The organism is Candidatus Nitrohelix vancouverensis, assembly GCA_015698305.1.
Lineage (GTDB): Bacteria > Nitrospinota > Nitrospinia > Nitrospinales > VA-1 > Nitrohelix > Nitrohelix vancouverensis.
The window spans coordinates 845,685-865,492 of record CP048620.1 but is presented as its reverse complement, the minus strand read 5'-3'; the positions used below and the strand labels follow the sequence as shown (position 1 = coordinate 865,492).

Sequence of the window (19,808 nt, the reverse complement as noted above, 5' to 3'; positions counted from 1 at the left end):
TAACGCGCCGATCCCGACCCCAAAAACGATGATTTTTTCAAATAAGCGCAAAAATTACAAGGAATAAGACGGAAGGGGGATGGCAGAGGAAGTATTTATGCGACCGTCATTGCGAGGAACCAAGGGCGACGAAGCAATCCAGAGACTTTCATGAAACCCCTAACGACGCTGGGCCGCTGTGCGTGATTTCGGCTTTGGTGTTTTTTTATCTACCAGTACAGAAAATCCCGTTATAGATACGGGCGGTCTGTCCGGGAACTCTGCCATCAGACTCAAGTTTCCGCCCAGCGATTGCACATAAGACTTCAGCGTCGATAACAATACGTCCGAACGGGATTCCAGTCGTGAAACATTGTCCTGGCTGATATTCAATTTCTTAGCCACAGCTTTTTGAGTCATCCGGCTGGCCTTGCGCAGGTCACGCAGGGTCAGCTCCTCCGCCTCCAGCGCTTCAAAGCGCGCGGCGATTTTCTTCTGACGCTTTTTACTCAGTTTTTTGATTTTTTCATCCAAATTGCTTCCCATGACCTTATTTCCTTTTGGCTTTTAATTCTTCGAGATGCGCATCAAACCGTTTATCCGCTTTTTTTATCAGTCTTTTATAGAATGCCGTTTTACTTTTTCCCGACTTATCTCCCGCCACCAATAAGATGGCTTTACGCTTGGGATCAAAAGCAAAAGCAACCCGCCATACGCCATCATCCGCATTGAAACGGAGTTCTTTCAAATTGGCGTGCTTTGATTCTTTCAAAGAGCCAACATGCGGCCTTTCCAAATGCGGACCAAATCTTCTGAGCAATTTACCAAGCGCCAGAATCTCATCCTGAACATCTTCGGTAAGCGCGTCAAACTCTGGCTCGAAAAGATCGTGAAACTCAACCTTCCATTCCATAAGCTATTATGCACACAATAATAATATGCTGTCAAGAACATATGTTTTTTAAAACATTATATTGGCTATTAATTTAATAATTCATATTCATAGAGGATATTGAAAATAACGCTTCCCCTTCCAACCCTAAAAATTTGCCATTCGAATCATAATTCTTAGTATTATTTTTTGTCCTTAATAACACTCCTTCAATCTGATTATGGCTTAAGTCCATCCAGATTTGGTCAAAGTCTAATTTAGGTACAATTAACGTAATTAATATGTCTAAATGCTTCTCTTTTTCTAGTGACATTTCAACTACGATAGTCCCAATATATTTAGATTTATCAAAATTAAAAAGATTGCCTAGTTCATAATTCTTATTTTTTAATTCAACATCACTAAAGATGCACAGACTACTTAAGTCAACCCGATAAATATTATCGAAATAAATGTCAGACTTTAAAAAATCAGCAGATAAATCATAATTAGACAGTTCAATATGCCAACGAGATTCACCAACTTGACAATCTAAATGTCTTTTTTGGTCTTTTATATTATTAATTGAAAATATAGATCCAAACATAAATTATCAGCCTACCTTCCTGGATGTTCAAGATATTATCAATTTGAGGATGTGCTCCTAACAATAGCCCCCTTTTACTTAATTATTACTAACTATTGTCTTCATTTTTAAACCTACTCCAAAAGATAAAATCCCCCGCTGTTTGAAAACTAGTTCGCGCGGATTTGTTTCAGGGCGCTGGTGATGATGAAAAAGGCGGTGCGCAGGAAGATGGCGGCTATCAATGCTCCGACGGCGATGTCGGGCAGGGACGAGCCGGTGAAGTAGACCAGGACTGCGGCGACGAGCACGCCGACGTTGCCGATCACGTCGTTGCGCGAACACAGCCAGACGGATTGCATGTTGAGGTTGTCGTCGCGGTGTTTCATCAAGATCAGCAGGCACAGGCTGTTGGCGATGAGCGCAATGGTTCCGGCGCCGCCCATGAGGAGGCCGGAGGGTTCGCCGCCGTGCAGGAGCTTGTCGATCACTTCATAAATCACGCCGACGGCAAACAGGGCTTGAATGATTCCCTTGAACAGGGCGGCTCCGGCTTGCCAGGTATCGTTGCGCGCCAGCACATAAATGCTCAGGCTGTAGGTGAGGAAGTCGCCGAGCATGTCGAGGGAGTCGGCGAGCAGGGCGGAGGAGTTGGCCAGTATTCCTGCGGCGAACTCGAACAAAAACATGAGGCCGTTGATCCACAAGACAATGACCAGTGCGCGGCGTTGCTTGCCGCGCAATTGGCTGAATTCTTCATTTTCCAGACTGCAACAATCGGACATTTTATTACCCTTGATAATTCGTTTCCCGAACAGGCTAACGCTCTCAGCGTTCAAATTAAAGGGAAAGGTTACGCAGAAACCTTGCCGCGTGATTTAATTTGTAGTTTGGCGACAGGGCGATGCTTTTTTCGGCTGTGCCACAAATCCCAGTTGCGTTGCAGGTTGAGCCAGAATTCCGGGCCTGTGCCAAAGGCTTCGCCTAAAGAAAGCGCCGAGTCGGCGGTGACGCCGCGTTTGCCGTTGATGATTTCATTGAGGCGGGCAAAGGACCAGTTCAGGTGACGCGCCAATTCCGTCTGCGTGAGTTTGGCAGGTTCCAGAAACTCCAGAAGCAACATTTCGCCGGGATGGGTGGGCGGTCTATTTTTGGGAAGCATTTTCCAACTCCGCTAATCAAAATTATTTTTTCATCTTATCAATAAATTTCAAAATATGGCCAGCAATCGGCGGCGCTGCGATCTCTCATGATATTTCCCCTTTCGCCTTTTAAACTCTGTAAAATAATGGAATCAATCCTGATTTTTTTATACTGAACTGGAGGCATTATGAAATTCCTGATGACGTTTTTTCTGGGTCTGGTTCTCGCCCTGTCCAGCGCAACTGGCGCCAGCGCCGCCGCCGAGCATCGCGGCCCCGATGGAAAACTGAAAGTGCTTTACCATATCGACAGCGCCGATGTGGAGCTGGTGAAATACGCCATGGCGCTGGTCAACAAGCATATCGACGCGGAGGGCGGACCGGACAAGATCGACGTGGTCGTGGTGGTGCACGGTCCTGCGCTGAATTTATTCGACAAGGAACTGGCGGACCCGACCCTGGTCAGTCGTCTGAAGCTGATTCTCGACAAGGGGGCGCAACCGGAGATGTGCCAGGTCTCCATGAAATTATTCAACAAGCCTCTGGATTCCCTTGTTCCCGGTTTCCTGCCCACCGAGCATCCGGTGGCGGTCAAACGCATCGCCGATCTGCAGGAACAGGGTTATATCTACATCAAGCCCTGAGTCCTAGCAATTTGTATGGATGCAAGCGGCGGCAGATTTTTCTAAAGAACAGTCGCCCGGTTTTAATGCAAGCGGCGGCAGATTTTTAAAAAAATCTGTCGCCGTTTTTTAAGCGCGCCCTTCCCAGCCAATCGCGATAAATCTCTCGCCAAAAACCCTTCATTTCATGAAAATCCCTGTTGTAGGATTAATCCTATAAATGGTAGGATAAATATCTAGACTGTATGCATATAGCTCGCGACTGGCGCGAGGCCCGACCGACCCGATGCGTGGCGACGCTGTAGGGCGTCGAGCCTCTGGCTTGATTGAAAACGCAAGCGCTTCGCCCCTAAATAGAGGACTTTCATGAATATCATACTGAATAGCTATTGCAACCTGAAATGCAATTACTGCTTCGCAGATGAGTACATGGAAGAGACCGTGAAGTCGCCGGAAAAAACCATGGACTTCGACTTCTTTGCCAAGGAGCTTCTGCCCAAAGTCAGCAAGGCTCCGGTGATCAATTTCATGGGCGGCGAGCCCACCCTGCACCCGCGTTTCGTCGAAATGATGAAGTTGACCTACGAAGCGATCACGCCCGGCGCTTCTCTCGGCCTGTTCACCAATGGTTTGATGAGCGAAAAGGCGCTGGACCTGTTGGTCAGCATCGCCGGGCCCAACGGAGCGCGCTTGCGCAAAATTTATTTCGCCGTACTCCTGAACTGGCAGACGCGCGAAAACATTTCCGAAAAAAATCACCAGCGCTGTCAGGAAATTGCAGAAACGCTTCTGCGCGTGAACGGCTTCAGCGTCACTTTCAGCATCAACCTGTACTCAAAAAATCAGGACCTCTCCGCCCAGTGCAGAGAGATCGACGCAATTTATCAGAACGCCGGATTGCCGCGCGACCAGATGTACCGCATCCGTGTCAGCCCGGCCTTTCCCATCGTCGGCGGAGAATCCAACGCCTACTTGCCAATCCGGGACTATCCCGCCGCTGGGCGCGTCATGTTTGCCATGCTCAAAAAATATCCGCAGATGTGTTTCCGTTTCGACTGCTCCTTTCCGCCCTGCTTTCTCGACGATATTCAGGAAGACGAAATGCATCTCGCCGAGCGTTTTTACTATCACGGATTCAAACAGACCCCGGCGATGGAAACCTGGGGCCAACAGGATTTGTATTTCGGTTGCGCCGACGGCAGTCCGATGGATATCGACGGCAAGGGCGACTGTTTCAACTGTTTCCCCTTTCATAACCTCAAGCTCGGCAATATCGGCGATTTCAAGGAAGTCAACAGCATCGCCACCGCGCGCATGGGTTCGAAATTCCTCAACACCGTCTTTGAAGAAACCAAGGTCAAGGAACCCTGCCGCTCCTGCCCGCACTATATGGTGCGCTGTTCCAGCGGATGCTTCGCCTATAATTTTGTTTGAATCCCAATTCCGATTCTAATCCCCAGCATCTAGCCTCCAATCCCCAGCTCCAAGCCCAAACCGGCCTCTCCACCTCCCTTTTACCGGAAAATTACGCTGAACTGTTCTGCATCCCTTTAAATTAGCGCTCATAATTTCCCTCAACCAAAAAAAAAGTTTATACTACTATTATAATGAATGATGATTGCTTCATGACCGAATCAACAGATACCATTTAAAATTACGTATTTATGATACTGATCCATGTAGACGAACTCAAAGAAGGAATGATGGTCGCTGAGGATATACAAGACCTCCACCAAAGAACCCTGCTCGCCGCTGGTTGTCAAATTCAGGAGAAACACCGCAGTATCTTCAAGAAATGGGGAATCCTTTATGTAGCGATACGAAAAAGCGACGAAACGCCAAGTCAGCTTAAAGAAACCAAACAAACTCGTTACCAGCTACCGGAAGAAACCCCCTTGCCTGAAATCGCCAAAGCGGAATTACACTGTCTTCAATTGTTCAGGTATAACAACTCGAAGGAACCGCTGATCCAGCAGTTGTTCAGGGGAGCTGTGCGGCATCACATGTTAAACCTTAAAGATCGCGAGTAGTCGACATGACCATAGATTTTCACAGCCTTCCCGACGAAGCGATTCAGCTGTTCTCCCCTCCGGAACTGCTCGAAAAAATAAACGACGTTCTGGACGATCCAAGAAAATCGTTCAACGACATGGCGGAAATCATCTCCCAGGATGTTGGACTCACCGCGCGATTACTGAAGATCGTTAACAGCAGTTATTTCAGTCTGGATGAAAAAATCGAAACGATCTCTCATGCCATCTCTATGGTTGGAACCGAGCAAATCCGCGACCTTGCTTTCGGAACCCTCATCATTCAAAAGTTCAGCGCGGTTTCAAATGACGTGGTTCCAGTGAGCGCGTTTTGGGAACATTGTATCGCCACTGGCATTGCCGCCCGCACGCTGGCGATACTGAAACATGAAAGCAACCCGGAGCCGATGTATATTGCGGGCATCCTTCACGAAATAGGGCGGCTTGTCGTGTTCTGCAATTTCTCCAAGGAAACCGATCGCCTGATGGAACTGTACCGCATGTCCGGCCAACAGCTCTACCGAATGGAAGAGCATTTATTAGGCAACCATCATGGCGAAGTCGGCGCCCAGGTGCTGGAAAACTGGAAGTTTCCAGAAACGCTGATAGAGGCTGTTAAATATCATCACGCGCCTTCGCAAGCGCCGCAACACAAAACGATGGCGGCCATCGTACACATGGGCGACATCATCGCGCACTGCCTGCAATTGGGAAAAAGCGGAGAAGTCCATATTCCAGCAATCGATACGAATGCGTGGAAACTCCTGGACCTGCCGCTCAACTGTATCCAGACCGTTTTTGAACGCGTGGAAAATCAATATAAAGAATCGGTCCATTTTTTGCTGTGAGGTCGACCTATGAGCCAGGAAATTGAAACCACACGAAACGAGGAGCGCATCGCCTATTTTGAAGAGATGTCTCGCCTGCAGTACTTTGCGCTCGAACTCATCAGCGCTATGGGAAGCGTTAAACAAAAGGACCATCGCAACGCAACCCAACGCATCAAGGAAGCTTCCGAAACCTTGAATAAAATCCTTCCCTTCAGCGCTCATGCCTTTTATTTGATAGACGATATGGATTCCGACTTCAGCCTCAGCTATTGCTGCCCGGAATCGGAAACCTCACACATCGAACAAGAAGTCCAGCGTACGATTGAAAACAACGATTTTTCCTGGGCGCTCAACCAGAATCGCATGATTTCCAGCTCCTACGGCGCGTCCGGGGAACCCTTGCTCCTGCACGCGCTCGCAACCGGCAGTCGGGTCCAAGGCATGTTCGTCGGAATTTTGAAAAACCAGAACGAACCTCATCTCAAGGAAAAATACAAGCTGGCGACCCTGATTCTCCAATACCTCGCCAACTCGCTTGAAAGTTATTCCCTCTTCAATGAACTCGATAAAAAAAACCGCAATCTGGAAGGATTGGTCGCACAACGCACCAGCGATCTGACCCTTGAGAAAGAACGGGCCATCAAAGCCAACCAGAGCAAAAGTCTGTTTCTCACGCAAATGAGCCACGAACTGAGAACGCCGATGAATTCCATTCTCGGATTTGCCCAGTTGCTCCAGATCAAACTCGCCAACAAACTGGAACCGGTCGACAAGGACAATATCAGCAAAATCGTGACCGGCGGGGAACACCTGCTAAAACTGATCAACGAAATTCTCGACCTCGCTCGCATCGAATCCGGCAAGCTGGATTTGAAGCCCGAACATTTCAATATCAAAAAAGCCATCGAAGAAGTCTGCCTGTTTTTACAGCCGCTGGCCAAAAGCAATCAGGTGAAAATCTATCAACCGGATTTCGAGAGCGGAGACGTCCCGATCCACGCCGATTATTTAAGATTCAAACAAGTCTTGATCAATCTCGTTTCCAACGCCATCAAATACAACCGACCTGAAGGAACCGTGCGACTCGAATGCGAGGACCGGGACGACGCGATCATCATCCAGGTGACCGACACGGGACAAGGAATTCCCGAAGACCAATGCGCCGCCATCTTCGAACCCTTTGTGCGCCTGGTCGACGATCCTCAAAAAGTCGAAGGAACCGGCATCGGCCTGGGCTTCACCCGACAACTGATGCAGTTGATGGGAGGAGATATCAGCGTTGAAAGCAAGCTGGGCTCCGGCTCCCGCTTCACGGTTGAATTCCCCAAAGGGCGATTCGACGACGCCGACTCCTCCACGAATACGCAGGTCCCCGAAATTCCCTCGCCCAGCCCTGGAGACAAAAAATATAAAATCATCTATATAGAGGACAATCTGGACAACATCGAACTGGTCCGGCAAATTCTCGGGTCCAGGAAAAACTGTCACCTCATTACCGCCACCAACGCCGTAAACGGAATCAAAATCATTGAACATTTTCACCCCGATTTGATCCTGATGGATTTGCATCTACCCGGAATGAGCGGCTGGTCCGCCTTTCAGGCCATACAGAGCAATCCAGATATCGCATCCACACCCATCGTCGCCCTGAGCGCCAACGCAATGAAAGAGGATATTAAAAAATCTCTCGACATGGGTTTTCGCGACTACTTCACCAAACCGCTGAACATCGGTCACTTCATCGAAGTGGTTGAAAGAATTTTGAGCGAAAGCAACACGCCGACGCCGCAACACGGCGCCTGACACACTGCCCCGATCCGGCAAGCGGGTCCATGCGCGCAGGATGAATTTTTCTCCCGCCATCCATTCATCTCTAAATTAGAATTGCCTATTATCTTCAGCTCTGGCGCGCATTTCAGGATTTATTATTCCTCTCCATCTTCTCATTGAAAATTATCGAATTGCTTATTGTTTGCGGCTCTGGCGCGCATTACAATGGATTCAATGCCACCCATTTTTTTAGGATTCACTATGCTTAAAGCCAAAGACATCATGACCACGAACGTCGTTTCCATTCGCAAAGACGCGTCCATCGAAGACCTTTCAAAATTATTTCTAAAACACAAAGTCAACGGACTGCCGGTGATGGATGAAAAAGGCAAGCTCGCGGGAATCGTCACCGAAGGAGACCTGATCGATCAGAATAAACAGATTCATATCCCCACCGCCATCGCCCTGTTCGACGCCGTTATTTTTCTGGAAAGTCAGCAAAAATTTGAAGAGGAACTCAAGCGCATCACCGGAGGTCGGGTCGAAGACATCTACACCGCCGACGCGATTTCCGTTTCACCCGAAAGCTCTGTACAGGAAGTCGCATCGCTCATGGCCGATAAAGACATCCACACGATTCCCGTTCTCGATCAAGGAAAACTCGTCGGCATCATCGGCAAAACCGATATCATTTCGGGGCTGGCAGGGGACTGATAGTCAGATAGCTTGTAGAGAGGAAGGGTTCGCTTTGCGAACCCTGTCGCCTGAAGATCTCAGGCGACGTTGAGAGGGTGGCCCATTTCTTCGCGGCGGCGCACATAACCTTCCGCGCATCGACGCGCCAGCTTGCGCACCCGACCGATAAAACCGGTACGCTCAGTGACGCTGATCGCCCCGCGAGCGTCCAGCAAGTTGAAGGCATGCGAACATTTGAGCGTGTAATCGTAGGCCGGTAATACCAGGTCCTGGTCCAGCAAGTCGTTCGCCTCCGCTTCATACATATCGAACCACTGAAACAACCGCTCTTTTCCCGACGCTTCAAAATTGTAGCGCGAAAACTGTTTTTCCGTTTCGAGGTGAACGTCGCCGTATTTCAGTTGATCGTTCCATTTCAGATCGTAAACGTTATCGACGTTTTGCAGGTACATGGCGATGCGTTCCAACCCATAAGTCAACTCCACCGTGATCGGGTTCAGCTCGATGCTCCCCACCTGCTGAAAATACGTGAACTGGGTGATCTCCATTCCATCCAGCCAGACCTCCCAACCCAGGCCCCAGGCGCCTAAGGTTGGCGACTCCCAATCGTCCTCCACGAATCGAATGTCATGCTTCAAGGGGTCGATGCCCAGCGCCGTCAGGCTTCCCAGATACTGCTCCTGCACGTCCGCAGGCGACGGTTTCAAAATCACCTGATACTGATAATAATGTTGCAGGCGATTGGGATTCTCCCCGTAACGACCGTCCGTCGGGCGACGCGAAGGCTCGACATAAGCCGCGCGATACGGCTCCGGCCCCAGCGCGCGGAAAAACGTGCTCGGATTGAACGTACCCGCGCCCACTTCAATATCATAAGGCTGATGCGCCGCGCATTGCCGCGAGGCCCAGTAACGCTCCAGACTGAAAATAACGTCCTGAAAATTCATACGATCGCTTTCAAAAAATCCGGGGAATGGCGTTTGCCAACACGCCTTTTAAGGTATCAGTCCAAGGAACTTAGCATTTTTTCTTCCAGGAAAAAACCATCAATATAGAATTGAGCGCCGAACCCAGTGTTTTTTTGCTAAACTGGCGCCCGATCCTGCTGGCGCAGACCAGCCCGAAACCCTCAACCCTTCCCATCCACAATGCACACAGTCTATAAAGCCCTGTCCGAAGCAGACGTCCAACGCATCGTCGCGCTGTGTCGAAAATATTCCGTTAAAAACGGCGGGGTGTTTGAAATTTATTCACAGGGACAAACCGATGCCTTCACCGTCATTGTCAATACCTGCAAGGGGAAACAAAATAACCCACGCGTTCCCGTCGGCATTTTTTACATCAACCACGTCAGCCCCGGAATTGTATCTCTGGAAGATGAAGACCCTAAATACGATGCAGTCGAAGCCGCAAGCGGGCATGTGCAAACGCTCAAGCGCATCATAGATCTGCTGGTTGAGGACAAGGATTCGAAACTGGACTTCACAAATCTGGAAATCGAAAAGGGTCGATCGGCCTTATAAAACAAGGCCGCCCGTTCGGGCGAAGCGCGACTATCGGGCAGACAACAATATAAATTTGTAGAGGGCTTTTAGAAATACGCAGGAAAAATCTGTCACAAAAACGAGTGGGGCAAATGTTCTACCCGAGGAGGCGTTTATTCTCCAGGGTCGGCGCCCATGAGAAATCCCTTCAAATGCGCTTTCTTGTCAGCATTGCCGCGATGGTAAATACGCACGACTTTTTCGATCAACTCTTTCAAAGTCTGGTCCTGACCATAAGGCTCCATCGCTTCAACTCCGGAATCTTCAGTCGTCTCGGCGCCTTGTTTTCCCTTTTTCATTGCGCCCTGACCCGTCAGCAACCAGATGATGTTGATGTTGGTGTACTTGTACAATTTAGCGATTGTGTCGGCTGACGGAAGCGACTTGTTATTTTCAATATCCGACAACGAACCTTGGGAGATATTGATTAATTTCGCTAATTCATACGATTTGAGCGGCAAGGACTTCCTCCACTGCCGAATTCTTTCGCCTAAAAATTTCGCAGTTCCAAGTTTTTTTTCTTGCATTTTTCGTTAAACCAATATAGTTTTATAATATTCGAGGGGTGCGTCTATAATATAGCCCTCAAGGAAATAAATAGCCCTCTTTTGTCAAAAAATAAATGACGGGATGGATAGGGCTTCCCTTTGCTTAAAAACAAAAAATAAAAAGGTCTCCAGCGCCTACTGGAGACTATGTATATCTTTTCCTGAAACAACCGGGAAAAGTCCTGCTTTTTTCCAGTTATTCTAATACGAATCTATCTAATTTCAATCGCTAATTGGCTAAAAATAACGGTTTTACAAAGTTTTTTAAAAAAACACCCTTATTTTTTAAGGACTAATTATATTTTTTATCCCACCCCTTTCACATTTCTAAAAATTGTAAATGTGAACTCGTTTTTATTCCAAAATCGATCTGGGTAACAGGATCTGAAAATAACCTACAAATTCATCAAACAGGTAATTCTCAGCAATATAATTAAAAACCTGCGGGGAATATTTTACAAAACGTCTTTCATTTTTTCCGTCAATTGGAATATCTACATAAATTATAACCTTTGGCGAATCTTTTCGCAAATATTCAATCACCTTTCTTTCTCCCCCTTCATCCAGCATTCCCGGAAGTATCCAGTCATAAGGCGTCGGGTTGCTTCGCTCTGAAATAAAATAAAATATCGGGTTCAAGGGTAGAGCAAATATCCTATCATTCTTGTCAGAATAAATCTGAATCCTTTCAAGGACATTCTCGATCATTAAAGCTTCCGCCTCATTCGTGTAGACGTCCATCCGTTCCAGGGTCAACCGAGTTGTTTCCTGCCGCATCGCTCCTATCGATCCCGCATAAAATCCGTGATTCACGTTCATCTCGTAAAGATAGAAAAACGGCGCCAGCAACAACAGAAGATTGAGCGGCATTCGCTTCAACAAACCGCCGCCGGAAAACAGGGGAGCTTTCGTCGCTCTGTTCCAGACCAAATACAATCCGTAGCAAAACAAAAGATAGGCGGGCGCCAGGGTGCGCAGAAGATTGTCGTGACCCGAACGCCAGATCACCAGACCAAAGGAACACAGACCAAACGCGAAGATCACGAACAGATAATAATCCTGCATCCGCCAACCGCCTTCGCGCCTCAACAGCCGCCAGGCCAGCAAAAGACCCGTCAACGCATACAGCAGAGGCGGAATATAAAACAGGACCCGATCAAAATACTCGTGCGGTTTCATCGTGGCCCAGACCTCGCCCACAGGAAACAACGCGGGCATCGGATTGCCCCAGACCTCATAAGACTCCAGAAGCTGACGCACGCCCTTCTCATAAAGATTGATTGAACTGACGTAATACAGCAAGGCCGCAAGCGCCGCTGCAAGGCCCGCCACAGTTACCCAGAACACAGGACGATGCAACGCGATCGACCATGTCTTCTGAAATCCCGGCCCCGCATCGGATTCGCGCCGACGCTTCCACAGCAACAAACCCAGCGCGACGCCAGCGATCAGCGTTGAATACATCGCCACTTCAAATTTGAAATAAGCGCTCAGCAGGACCACCCCCGCCAGGATCAGCAAGCGCCCGCGCGTCATCGCCTCCATGCAACGGATCAGGCAAAACAGGTTGAGTACGGTGAAGAAAATAAAGAAACGGTTGTAATACATCGACGGCGCCGACAACAGAAACAAAGCCGCGACCAACGCAAAGCCCGGAGGCATGATGCGACGCCCCACCGCATACAGAGCGATCACCATCGCAGGCGTGAGCAAGGCCACGCCAATGCGCAGGCTCTGCAAATGCACGCCGAAGACGCGGAACAGGAACTCCCCGAACACATAACGTCCCGGCGTATAGCCGATGGGGTTGAAGTCTCGCCCCGCCATCTCGCCGTTCAAGGTGCGCAGGGAGCCGTTGGCGAAACCGCCCTCGTCCCAGATATTGAAACCGTATTTTGAAAAAGAAAGGTAATAGCCCGCAAGTACCGCGTAAAGCGCGGACCATTTGACAAGCTCCGCGAGATCGACCCGCGCGCCCTGCGTCACAAGCGATGATTTGGAATCAGATTCCACAGACGAATCGTTCAAGAAAGGTGGGACTGCATTTCCTCCGCGACGGCGCGGTGCGCCTCCGTCAATTCCTCAAAACGCGGCGCCTCGGCAGGCGAGGGCTTCAGCGAACGCCGCAATTTCATGATCCGCTCGACCGACCTGTTCACCCGGCCCATGTCGATACGCCCTTTATCCATCCCCTCCGCCAGCTTTTCCTGAAACAGGCGAATCTTGTCCGGGTTGTGACAGATCAAAAACTGATCGATGCCCGCCGCCACCCCGTACTCCGGCACCAGCTCCGACGAATAATGATCCTCGATCGCCTTCATCTCCAGATCGTCCGAGATCACCACCCCTTCAAAACCCAGTTGGCCGCGCAGAATATCCTGCAAGATATAAGAAGAAAACGTCGCCGGCCCCGAAGCGTCCCAGGCCGAATAAGTCACATGCGCAGGCATGATCGCCTCCAGCCCGTCCCGAATCGCCATCGCAAACGGCGGCAACTCCACCTGCTCCAGCGAGTCCGCCGGACGATCCACCCCCGGCAATTCCAGATGCGAATCGCGATCCGTATCGCCATGCCCCGGAAAATGCTTGCCGACAGGAACCACCCCCGCCTCGCGCACCCCCGCCGCAAACGCCGTCGCCAGCCTGCCCGCCCACTCCGGCGAATCGCTGAACGCCCGCTTGCCAATGATCGGGTTGTCCGGATTGCTGTTCACATCCAGCACCGGCGCATACACCATGTTGACCCCCGTCGCCAGCAACTCCGTTGCCAACGCCGCGCCAAAGCGACGCGCCAGCGGCTCCGAACGCGCCGCGCCCAGACAACAAGGCGAAGGAAAGGCCGTGAACGGCGCGCCCAAACGCGACACCCGACCGCCCTCCTGATCGACCGAAATCAACACATCCGCCGCGCCCGAAGAACGCGCCAGATTCTGGATCGCATTCGTCAAGGCATGCAACTGCGCCGGGTTTTCGTAATTGCGTTCGAACAAAATCAAACCGCCGATCTTGCGATCGACAATCCACTCTTCAATTTCGCGGTTGAGAGACGTCCCCTCAAACCCGATGATCAACATCTGGCCAGCCAGCTCAAAAAAATTCGGTGAAGGTTCCAATGGATCGACTCGAAAAAATAAGGAAAACAAAAACGGGGGGACAATTAAATAAAACAAAGCGTATTGTAACCAAATCCAACGCCAAGGGAAAGCTCCTGTTCCAGGACTACGCAGAGGATAATTTTATTAGATAACTTACTCTTTTTTTGGAATGCTCAAAAAATTAGTTTGACGAGGCAATATAATTCTATCTTCCCATTTCATAGCATTTGCCCTTGGTTTTGGCTTTCCATCTTTAGTAATTATCGTTACCTCATTATATTTACGCAATTTAATGAGTGCCTCACATGCAATAATTTTAGTAACTGGAGAATTATTTGAAAGCCTAGAAAATATATCTTCTACTGAAACCCCCTGACTATTCCATAGCTTATCATCGTTAATTAGTTTTGGAATTTGTTCTGTAGTTGCATCTACAGAATGAATGCGGTTAATCTCATTAAAGTCGAAAAGGTTGAACTGTTCCAGAATATCTTTAGAAGGGTCAAATCCTAAAGCATGAAAACCTGATTTTCCATGATGAACGAAATGATTTTGTTTGTCCCAATGGAGAGTGGCCATTTCATCTCTCGCTCGTACGTGTTTAGATAAATGCAACAACCAATAAGAACGACCACTCTTTGGAGACTTGATAAAAAAAGGAGTGTAATGCTTTGCATTAGTACAATTCTGAATATGCCGATACAACTCGTTTTGGATGAGATACCGCCACCCGGCCTCACGCTTACGGTTTAATAGCTCTTGCACATCGCTTCGGTTTAGCTCCAATGAAAGTAGCGATCGAGACCCAGCTAGGTTTTCATTTAAGTAATTTATCAATGAATCTACGGCGAAGGTCAGCAATACTTCTGGATAACTTAACTCATTTATAATTTTCCTAATGGTGCCTAAAGATATGTCACTCCATCCATATTGATCTAGAAAAAATAAAGATCGATGCGCCTTTCCTTTATTTTTAATAAACCGAATTATGTCAGTTGCTTTTGTTTCAAATTGACCGACTATAATTTTAATCGATTTACCAAGCTCGCCTTTGAATTCACTATGCTCAATTTCGTTTTTTAGGAAATTGCAATGTGGCAAAGCTTCGTCAATAAAGAAGAAATCAGCGTTAATTTTAAAATCTTTTCTTCTCGTAATCTTTATTTTTGCTTCAGTCTCTCTAACTGTTCTTAAAAGAATCAATGGAGAGCCAGGGACAACCTCATTTTTAAAAGTATAAAGACCTCCTCCACAGAATCCATCTACAATGGTTAAATTAAGTTGCGACTGCCTAGGGTTAGCCGATAAGATTTCGATATACCGTCGCACATAGTCTTCTATGATCCTATGCTTAGCTAAACTATGTTCGCCAATTTCCGGTACTGAACCGTCATACCCCCATTCGTAGTGCTTTTTTGGCATATGTGTTCTTTTCCTATTTGAGGTAAGTCGTCCCAAGTCCTTCCGTCTAACTCTCTTCCATTATGTTTTTTTGCCCGACGAATCCCATCTTTTCCGTAACTTCCCCATTGTTTAAAGAAAAATGGAACTCCTGATACTTCACATTGTCTTTGTATTGATTGCACCCATTGTAATTTCATAGGACGAGCTTTTGGTCCAGATTCCCCGCCAACAATCACCCAATCAATTCCAGATAAATTTAGTTCCCCAACGTCGCTCAAAAGTGGCTCAATGGAAAGAAACCTTATATGCGCATGAATCTCTTCGAGGTGAGGTAGCCTTTGTATAGCATATTCCTCATTTTCAATACTGATTCCCAACCATGCGTTTCTAGGAACCTTTCTTTTTATGAAATACTGCTTCATCCTTTCTGGGCGCTTAGTTAAAATTTGGTATATATGTTGGGGAGTTAGACAAATTGTTTGCAAAACTTTATCTATGAATCGAAATGGAACTTTTTCATGAAATAAATCACTCATGCTGTTAACGAAATAAATTGTTGGTTTTTTCCTCAAAATCGGGATATCAAGTCGATCAGGATGAAGAGTCAACTGGAACCCATTGTCATAACCAGGCGCTCCCATTTTTGTCAATCGTTTTGCAAGAGTTTCTGCATAACAATTAGCGCATCCAGGAGACACTTTGTCACAACCGGTAACTGGATTCCATGTGTGCTCAGTCCATTCAATTTTTGAACTAGACATAACTCTTGAAACCTCAATGATTACAAATAATAAACATTAATTATTAGTATATTAAAAAAACAAGCATATAACAAAAATTTGGAATAAATTTCAGCTTCAAATAAATTTTTGCGAATCGAGGGCGCGTTGCACGCGATCGGGTAATTTGATCTGGTCGCGCATCGCGTTGTCGAGCTGATAACTTTGCAGGTTTTTGGCGTCGCTGAAATCGGCGTGTCGCAGGTCGGCGCCGCGAAAGCTGACGTTTTTCAAATTGCAGTTGCGGAATTTGGCTCTGAACAGGCAGGCGCCTGTGAAGTCGTAGCCGCGCAGGTCCTTGCCGGAAAAATCGAAGCTGGTGAGATTGCGTCCGCTGAAATCCTTGTCAACGGCTCTCGCTTCTTCAGCAATCTCGTTGGGCGCCGTGGAAGCGGCGAGTTGTTCGGGCTTGAAGGGAGACTCCAGGCGATCGCCGTCTTTGCCAAACCTTGCATCGAATGCGCGAGCGAGTTTTTTAGCCAGCTTGAGATTGGACTGTGCGCTCTCCTTATCGCCGATAAAAAAATGCAGGGCCTTGTTGCCTTCGAGACGCAATGTGTTGAGTCCTGCGTAAACTTCGGGTTCTAACTTTCCCTGTTCTCTTACGCGGTCGAGCAGATCAATATAGGGTTCCGTGTTTTCAGAAAAAACATGCAATTTCTGTATCCACACGCGAGCCAGCAATTCTCCGAATTGACGCAGGCGAATGAGGCTGGCTTGCGGGTCGTCTTTGGGATAGTTTGCGGCGAGAACGAGCAGGGCGTGCAGTTGCGGTTCGTGGCGTTTGAGAAATTTGAATTCCGCAGACAGTTTTTTCATCGATCTGCGCGGGGCGGGCGCTAGTCCGTCAGTACGGATTTGAGGACGTCGAAGGGCACGTCGCTGGTGATCTCGACGGCGCCGAGTTTCTGCACGAGGATGAAACGGATTTTATTGGCGACGGCTTTCTTGTCGTGGCCCATGGATTCGATCATCGCGTCGGCGTCGAGCTTTGGCAATTTTACGGGCAGACCGAGCCGATCCAGCAGGCCTTCGATGCGCTTTGGAACTTCGTCGGAACATTTACCCAGCTTATTGGACAAGCGCGCGGCGTAGACCATGCCCAGCGCGACCGCTTCGCCGTGCAGATAATCTGTATAATGGGTGAGCGCTTCGACGGCGTGGCCGATGGTGTGGCCATAGTTGAGGATCATGCGGTAACTCGATTCGGTCTCGTCTTTTTCGACAACCAGCGCTTTGACCGCGCAAGACGTTTCGACGATGCGCTCCAGACAGGCCGGGTCCTGCTTCAGAATTTTTTCGGCGTTGTTTTCGAGAAATTCAAAAAAGTCCGCGTCTTCGATCACGCCGTACTTCACCACTTCTGCAAGACCCGCTTTGAATTCATTTTCCGGCAGAGTTTTCAATGTGTCGAGATCGACGATCACCCGGCGCGGCTGATAGAAGGCGCCGATGAGATTTTTCCCCTGCGGATGGTTGACGGCGGTTTTGCCGCCGACGCTACTGTCGACCTGCGAAAGCAGGGTCGTGGGAATTTGCACGAAGGGCACGCCGCGCAGCCAGGTGGCGGCGACGAATCCGGTGATGTCGCCGATCACCCCGCCGCCCAAAGCGACGAGAAGAGACTTGCGATCGCAATTCATTTTGAAGAGGGAATCAAAAATAGCGCCCGCCTGTTCCAGCGACTTGGACGATTCGCCTTCCGGGATTTCTATCCATTGGGCCTGAAAGCCCGCAGTTTTGAGAGAGCTTTCCAGCGCGGCTCCGTATAGTTTTCTGATGGTCGGGTGCGTGATGACGACGACCTGACTGGGTGAAACCGCTTCTTTGATGAGAGCGCCTGCATTCTTGAGTAAACCCGGCGCGATCAGAATATCGTAACTGCGCGCGCCAAGGTCCAGCCTGAGTTGTTTCATGTTTCGTGTTTCAGTATTTCTTGACGATGGTCGGGGTGATGAAAATCAACAACTCCGAAATGGTTTCAGAATCCTGGTAGCCTCGGAAGAACCAGCCGAGAACAGGGATTTTTGAGAAGAAGGGAATCGCTTCCTTCGTGTTCGTGGTGGTGTTTTCATACACGCCGCCGAGAACTGTCGTGGCGCCGTCGGCGACCAGCACTTCAGTGGAGGCTTCGCGCGTAGCCAGAATCGGGTTCTGCGAGGTGCCAACGGTTCGCCCGGCCGAGTCCAGACCGTTGCGCGTTGCGGAGATCGTCATGTAAACATAATCATCCTGGGTGATATGCGGCGTCACGGTGAGTTCGATTTCTGCATCAATGAATTCCACCGCCGTGCCGCCGTTGTTGGACGTGGTTTCAAACGGAATGCGATTGCCGCTGGAAATACGGGCTTCGCGATTGTCCGCTGTGGTCACTTTCGGGCTCGCAAGGATGCGGCCTTTGCTTTGAGTTTCAAGCGCGCGCAGTTGCAGTTCGAGATTCATCGTGCCGAAGATATTGCCGACGACGATGTCGAATCCGCCCACGCCGCCTGCGCCCACGCTGGAAGATGTTGCCAGATCGACAAGGAATCCGCCATTCGCATTGCCCGCAGTGATGCCCGTGGGTGAATTGATGCTGATCGACCCGTCCGACCCGCCGGGATTGAGCCGTCTCGGTAAATTACCGGTCAGACCCCATTGCACGCCGAGTTCTTCGGTGAATCCCTTGCTCACCTCGACGATTCGCGCCTCGATCATGACTTGCGGCGTCGGCACGTCCAGCGTGCGCACCATCTTGAGCATTTCATTGATATGCGGCGGTATGTCGGTGATGATGAGAGTGTTGGTGCGCGCGTCGACGGTGACAGAGGCGCGAACCGCTTCCTGTCCCTGATACAGATTGACGATCATCCGGTTCAGATTCGCCGCCATATCAACGATATTTGCATAATTGATGCGCACCACTTCCGTGGTGACTGCCTGCGAAAGTCGAGACGCTTGATCGGCGCGGTTTTTCTCGCGTCCGGCTTCGTTGCGCGCAATTTCTTCATCTCTCAATGTTGTAAAGTTGGCTACGCGTATCACGTTCTTTCCGAAGCACTCCCTACCCAGACTGTTGTTTCTCAGAATCAGGTCAAAAGCGGTGTTCCAGGGAACTTCCATCAGACGAATGTTTACGTTGCCGGTCACGTTTGGCGCGATGATGATATTGAATCCGCTGACTTCAGAAAACAGTCGGAAGATATTCGCCAGATCGGCGCCCTGAAAGTCGAGAGAGATTTTATCTTTCTCTCCATCAAGAAGCGGTTTGCAATGATCTTCGACTTCCTGATCCTTTGCGATTCCAATATTTTTGGAAGCGTTCAGAATTTCATCTTCCTTCGCCTCTTTTTCGGAACTTGCAGTAGAGTCCATTTTCATTTGAACGCTGGCTTCTTCAACAGGCGAATGTATAGCGATCGGTTCGGAAGCCGCCATTTTGACTGCGGATGCGGGTCGCAGATGGATGATGAGATTTTTGTTGTCGGGTCGTTCGATGTTGTAATCGGCGGCTTCGCGCAATTCGATTTCGAGCCGGAGCACTTTCAGATTATTGAAGTACATCGGACGAATGGTTTTTGCCAGACCGCGATTGCGATCCAAACGCGCCATGCCCGGATCCTCCATGTCAGAAATATCCAGAACCAGCCGCAGGGGATCCGACAGTTTAAAAGCGGTGTATTGCATGATCCGACTGGACGCGACCTGAATGGAAGTCTCGCCGTTGTCCTGAGAATGCGCGTCGAGTTTGGCGATGCGGCCCAAACCGTCGGAGGCGTTTTCTGAACCGCTCGTCCGATCCATTTGATCGGGCGCCGCATGGATCTGAGGAACCCCAACAAGGCTGAGGATCAGCGTCAGAACTACGATAGGGATGCTTTTGAATTTAGTTTTCATAACACGTGTCTGCTCAAATGGTATGCCTGCGAGCT

The 19,808-nt window shown here is 49.1% G+C and carries 21 protein-coding genes; 7 read left to right on the top strand and 14 right to left on the bottom strand.

The window, feature by feature from the left end; genetic code table 11:
- Positions 1 to 159: 159 nt before the first annotated feature.
- The 5 genes from G3M78_04240 to G3M78_04220 all read right to left on the bottom strand — a co-directional run bounded on the left by G3M78_04240 (position 160) and on the right by G3M78_04220 (position 2,598).
- Positions 160 to 525 carry a helix-turn-helix transcriptional regulator gene (locus G3M78_04240; GenBank protein QPJ64641.1) on the bottom strand — a complete coding sequence of 122 codons (366 nt, stop codon included), beginning with the start codon at positions 523 to 525 and terminating at the stop codon, positions 160 to 162.
- Between the two features lie 4 nt (positions 526 to 529).
- On the bottom strand, positions 530 to 892 hold the full coding sequence (locus G3M78_04235) for an addiction module toxin RelE (GenBank protein ID QPJ64640.1): 363 nt from the start codon (positions 890 to 892) through the stop codon (positions 530 to 532).
- Between the two features lie 73 nt (positions 893 to 965).
- On the bottom strand, positions 966 to 1,457 hold the full coding sequence (locus tag G3M78_04230; protein QPJ64639.1) for a hypothetical protein: 492 nt from the start codon (positions 1,455 to 1,457) through the stop codon (positions 966 to 968).
- 149 nt (positions 1,458 to 1,606) lie between these two features.
- On the bottom strand, positions 1,607 to 2,221 hold the full coding sequence (locus G3M78_04225) for a cation transporter (GenBank protein QPJ64638.1): 615 nt from the start codon (positions 2,219 to 2,221) through the stop codon (positions 1,607 to 1,609).
- Positions 2,222 to 2,289: 68 nt separating this feature from the next.
- Entirely contained in the window at positions 2,290 to 2,598 is a 309-nt protein-coding gene (locus G3M78_04220) for a HigA family addiction module antidote protein (protein QPJ64637.1), read from the bottom strand.
- A gap of 168 nt (positions 2,599 to 2,766) precedes the next feature.
- Between G3M78_04220 and G3M78_04215 the strand changes: the two genes are divergently transcribed.
- The 6 genes from G3M78_04215 to G3M78_04190 all read left to right on the top strand — a co-directional run bounded on the left by G3M78_04215 (position 2,767) and on the right by G3M78_04190 (position 8,545).
- Complete coding sequence (locus G3M78_04215; GenBank protein QPJ64636.1) at positions 2,767 to 3,222, top strand: hypothetical protein; 456 nt, start codon at positions 2,767 to 2,769, stop codon at positions 3,220 to 3,222.
- Positions 3,223 to 3,567: 345 nt separating this feature from the next.
- Positions 3,568 to 4,635, top strand: coding sequence for a radical SAM protein (locus G3M78_04210; GenBank protein ID QPJ64635.1), 1,068 nt, complete (start codon positions 3,568 to 3,570; stop codon positions 4,633 to 4,635).
- Positions 4,636 to 4,865: 230 nt separating this feature from the next.
- Positions 4,866 to 5,231 carry a hypothetical protein gene (locus tag G3M78_04205; protein ID QPJ64634.1) on the top strand — a complete coding sequence of 122 codons (366 nt, stop codon included), beginning with the start codon at positions 4,866 to 4,868 and terminating at the stop codon, positions 5,229 to 5,231.
- A gap of 5 nt (positions 5,232 to 5,236) precedes the next feature.
- The gene (locus tag G3M78_04200) at positions 5,237 to 6,079 is read left to right on the top strand and encodes an HDOD domain-containing protein (protein ID QPJ64633.1); all 843 of its coding nucleotides are present in this window, start codon (positions 5,237 to 5,239) and stop codon (positions 6,077 to 6,079) included.
- A 9-nt stretch (positions 6,080 to 6,088) separates the two neighbouring features.
- Positions 6,089 to 7,864 (top strand): response regulator, encoded by a 1,776-nt coding sequence (locus tag G3M78_04195; GenBank protein ID QPJ64632.1) that lies wholly within the window; start codon positions 6,089 to 6,091, stop codon positions 7,862 to 7,864.
- Positions 7,865 to 8,092: 228 nt separating this feature from the next.
- Positions 8,093 to 8,545: a CBS domain-containing protein gene (locus G3M78_04190; protein QPJ64631.1), complete on the top strand. Its 453-nt coding sequence runs from the start codon at positions 8,093 to 8,095 to the stop codon at positions 8,543 to 8,545.
- A gap of 59 nt (positions 8,546 to 8,604) precedes the next feature.
- Here G3M78_04190 and G3M78_04185 read toward each other — a convergent pair whose 3' ends face one another.
- Positions 8,605 to 9,474, bottom strand: coding sequence for a glycine--tRNA ligase subunit alpha (locus tag G3M78_04185; protein QPJ64630.1), 870 nt, complete (start codon positions 9,472 to 9,474; stop codon positions 8,605 to 8,607).
- Positions 9,475 to 9,675: 201 nt separating this feature from the next.
- Here G3M78_04185 and G3M78_04180 point away from each other — a divergent pair, with 201 nt between their 5' ends.
- Positions 9,676 to 10,050, top strand: a complete 375-nt coding sequence (locus tag G3M78_04180; protein QPJ64629.1) for a hypothetical protein — start codon at positions 9,676 to 9,678, stop codon at positions 10,048 to 10,050.
- A 134-nt stretch (positions 10,051 to 10,184) separates the two neighbouring features.
- Here the strand turns inward: G3M78_04180 and G3M78_04175 are convergent, their stop codons facing one another.
- The 8 genes from G3M78_04175 to pilQ all read right to left on the bottom strand — a co-directional run bounded on the left by G3M78_04175 (position 10,185) and on the right by pilQ (position 19,773).
- A complete protein-coding gene (locus G3M78_04175) occupies positions 10,185 to 10,598 on the bottom strand; it encodes a helix-turn-helix transcriptional regulator (GenBank protein ID QPJ64628.1) in 414 nt (137 codons plus the stop codon).
- Between the two features lie 375 nt (positions 10,599 to 10,973).
- The gene (locus tag G3M78_04170) at positions 10,974 to 12,605 is read right to left on the bottom strand and encodes a hypothetical protein (protein ID QPJ66761.1); all 1,632 of its coding nucleotides are present in this window, start codon (positions 12,603 to 12,605) and stop codon (positions 10,974 to 10,976) included.
- Positions 12,606 to 12,643: 38 nt separating this feature from the next.
- Positions 12,644 to 13,693, bottom strand: a complete 1,050-nt coding sequence (nagZ, locus tag G3M78_04165) for a beta-N-acetylhexosaminidase (GenBank protein ID QPJ66760.1) — start codon at positions 13,691 to 13,693, stop codon at positions 12,644 to 12,646.
- 174 nt (positions 13,694 to 13,867) lie between these two features.
- A complete protein-coding gene (gene tcmP, locus G3M78_04160; GenBank protein ID QPJ64627.1) occupies positions 13,868 to 15,136 on the bottom strand; it encodes a three-Cys-motif partner protein TcmP in 1,269 nt (422 codons plus the stop codon).
- Positions 15,070 to 15,879 carry a phage Gp37/Gp68 family protein gene (locus G3M78_04155; protein QPJ64626.1) on the bottom strand — a complete coding sequence of 270 codons (810 nt, stop codon included), beginning with the start codon at positions 15,877 to 15,879 and terminating at the stop codon, positions 15,070 to 15,072. The genes tcmP and G3M78_04155 overlap by 67 nt, the downstream gene beginning before the upstream one ends.
- 96 nt (positions 15,880 to 15,975) lie before the next feature.
- Positions 15,976 to 16,716: a hypothetical protein gene (locus G3M78_04150; protein QPJ64625.1), complete on the bottom strand. Its 741-nt coding sequence runs from the start codon at positions 16,714 to 16,716 to the stop codon at positions 15,976 to 15,978.
- Positions 16,717 to 16,736: 20 nt separating this feature from the next.
- Entirely contained in the window at positions 16,737 to 17,813 is a 1,077-nt protein-coding gene (locus tag G3M78_04145) for a 3-dehydroquinate synthase (protein ID QPJ64624.1), read from the bottom strand.
- A 10-nt stretch (positions 17,814 to 17,823) separates the two neighbouring features.
- Entirely contained in the window at positions 17,824 to 19,773 is a 1,950-nt protein-coding gene (gene pilQ, locus G3M78_04140; protein QPJ64623.1) for a type IV pilus secretin PilQ, read from the bottom strand.
- Between the last annotated feature and the right edge of the window lie 35 nt (positions 19,774 to 19,808).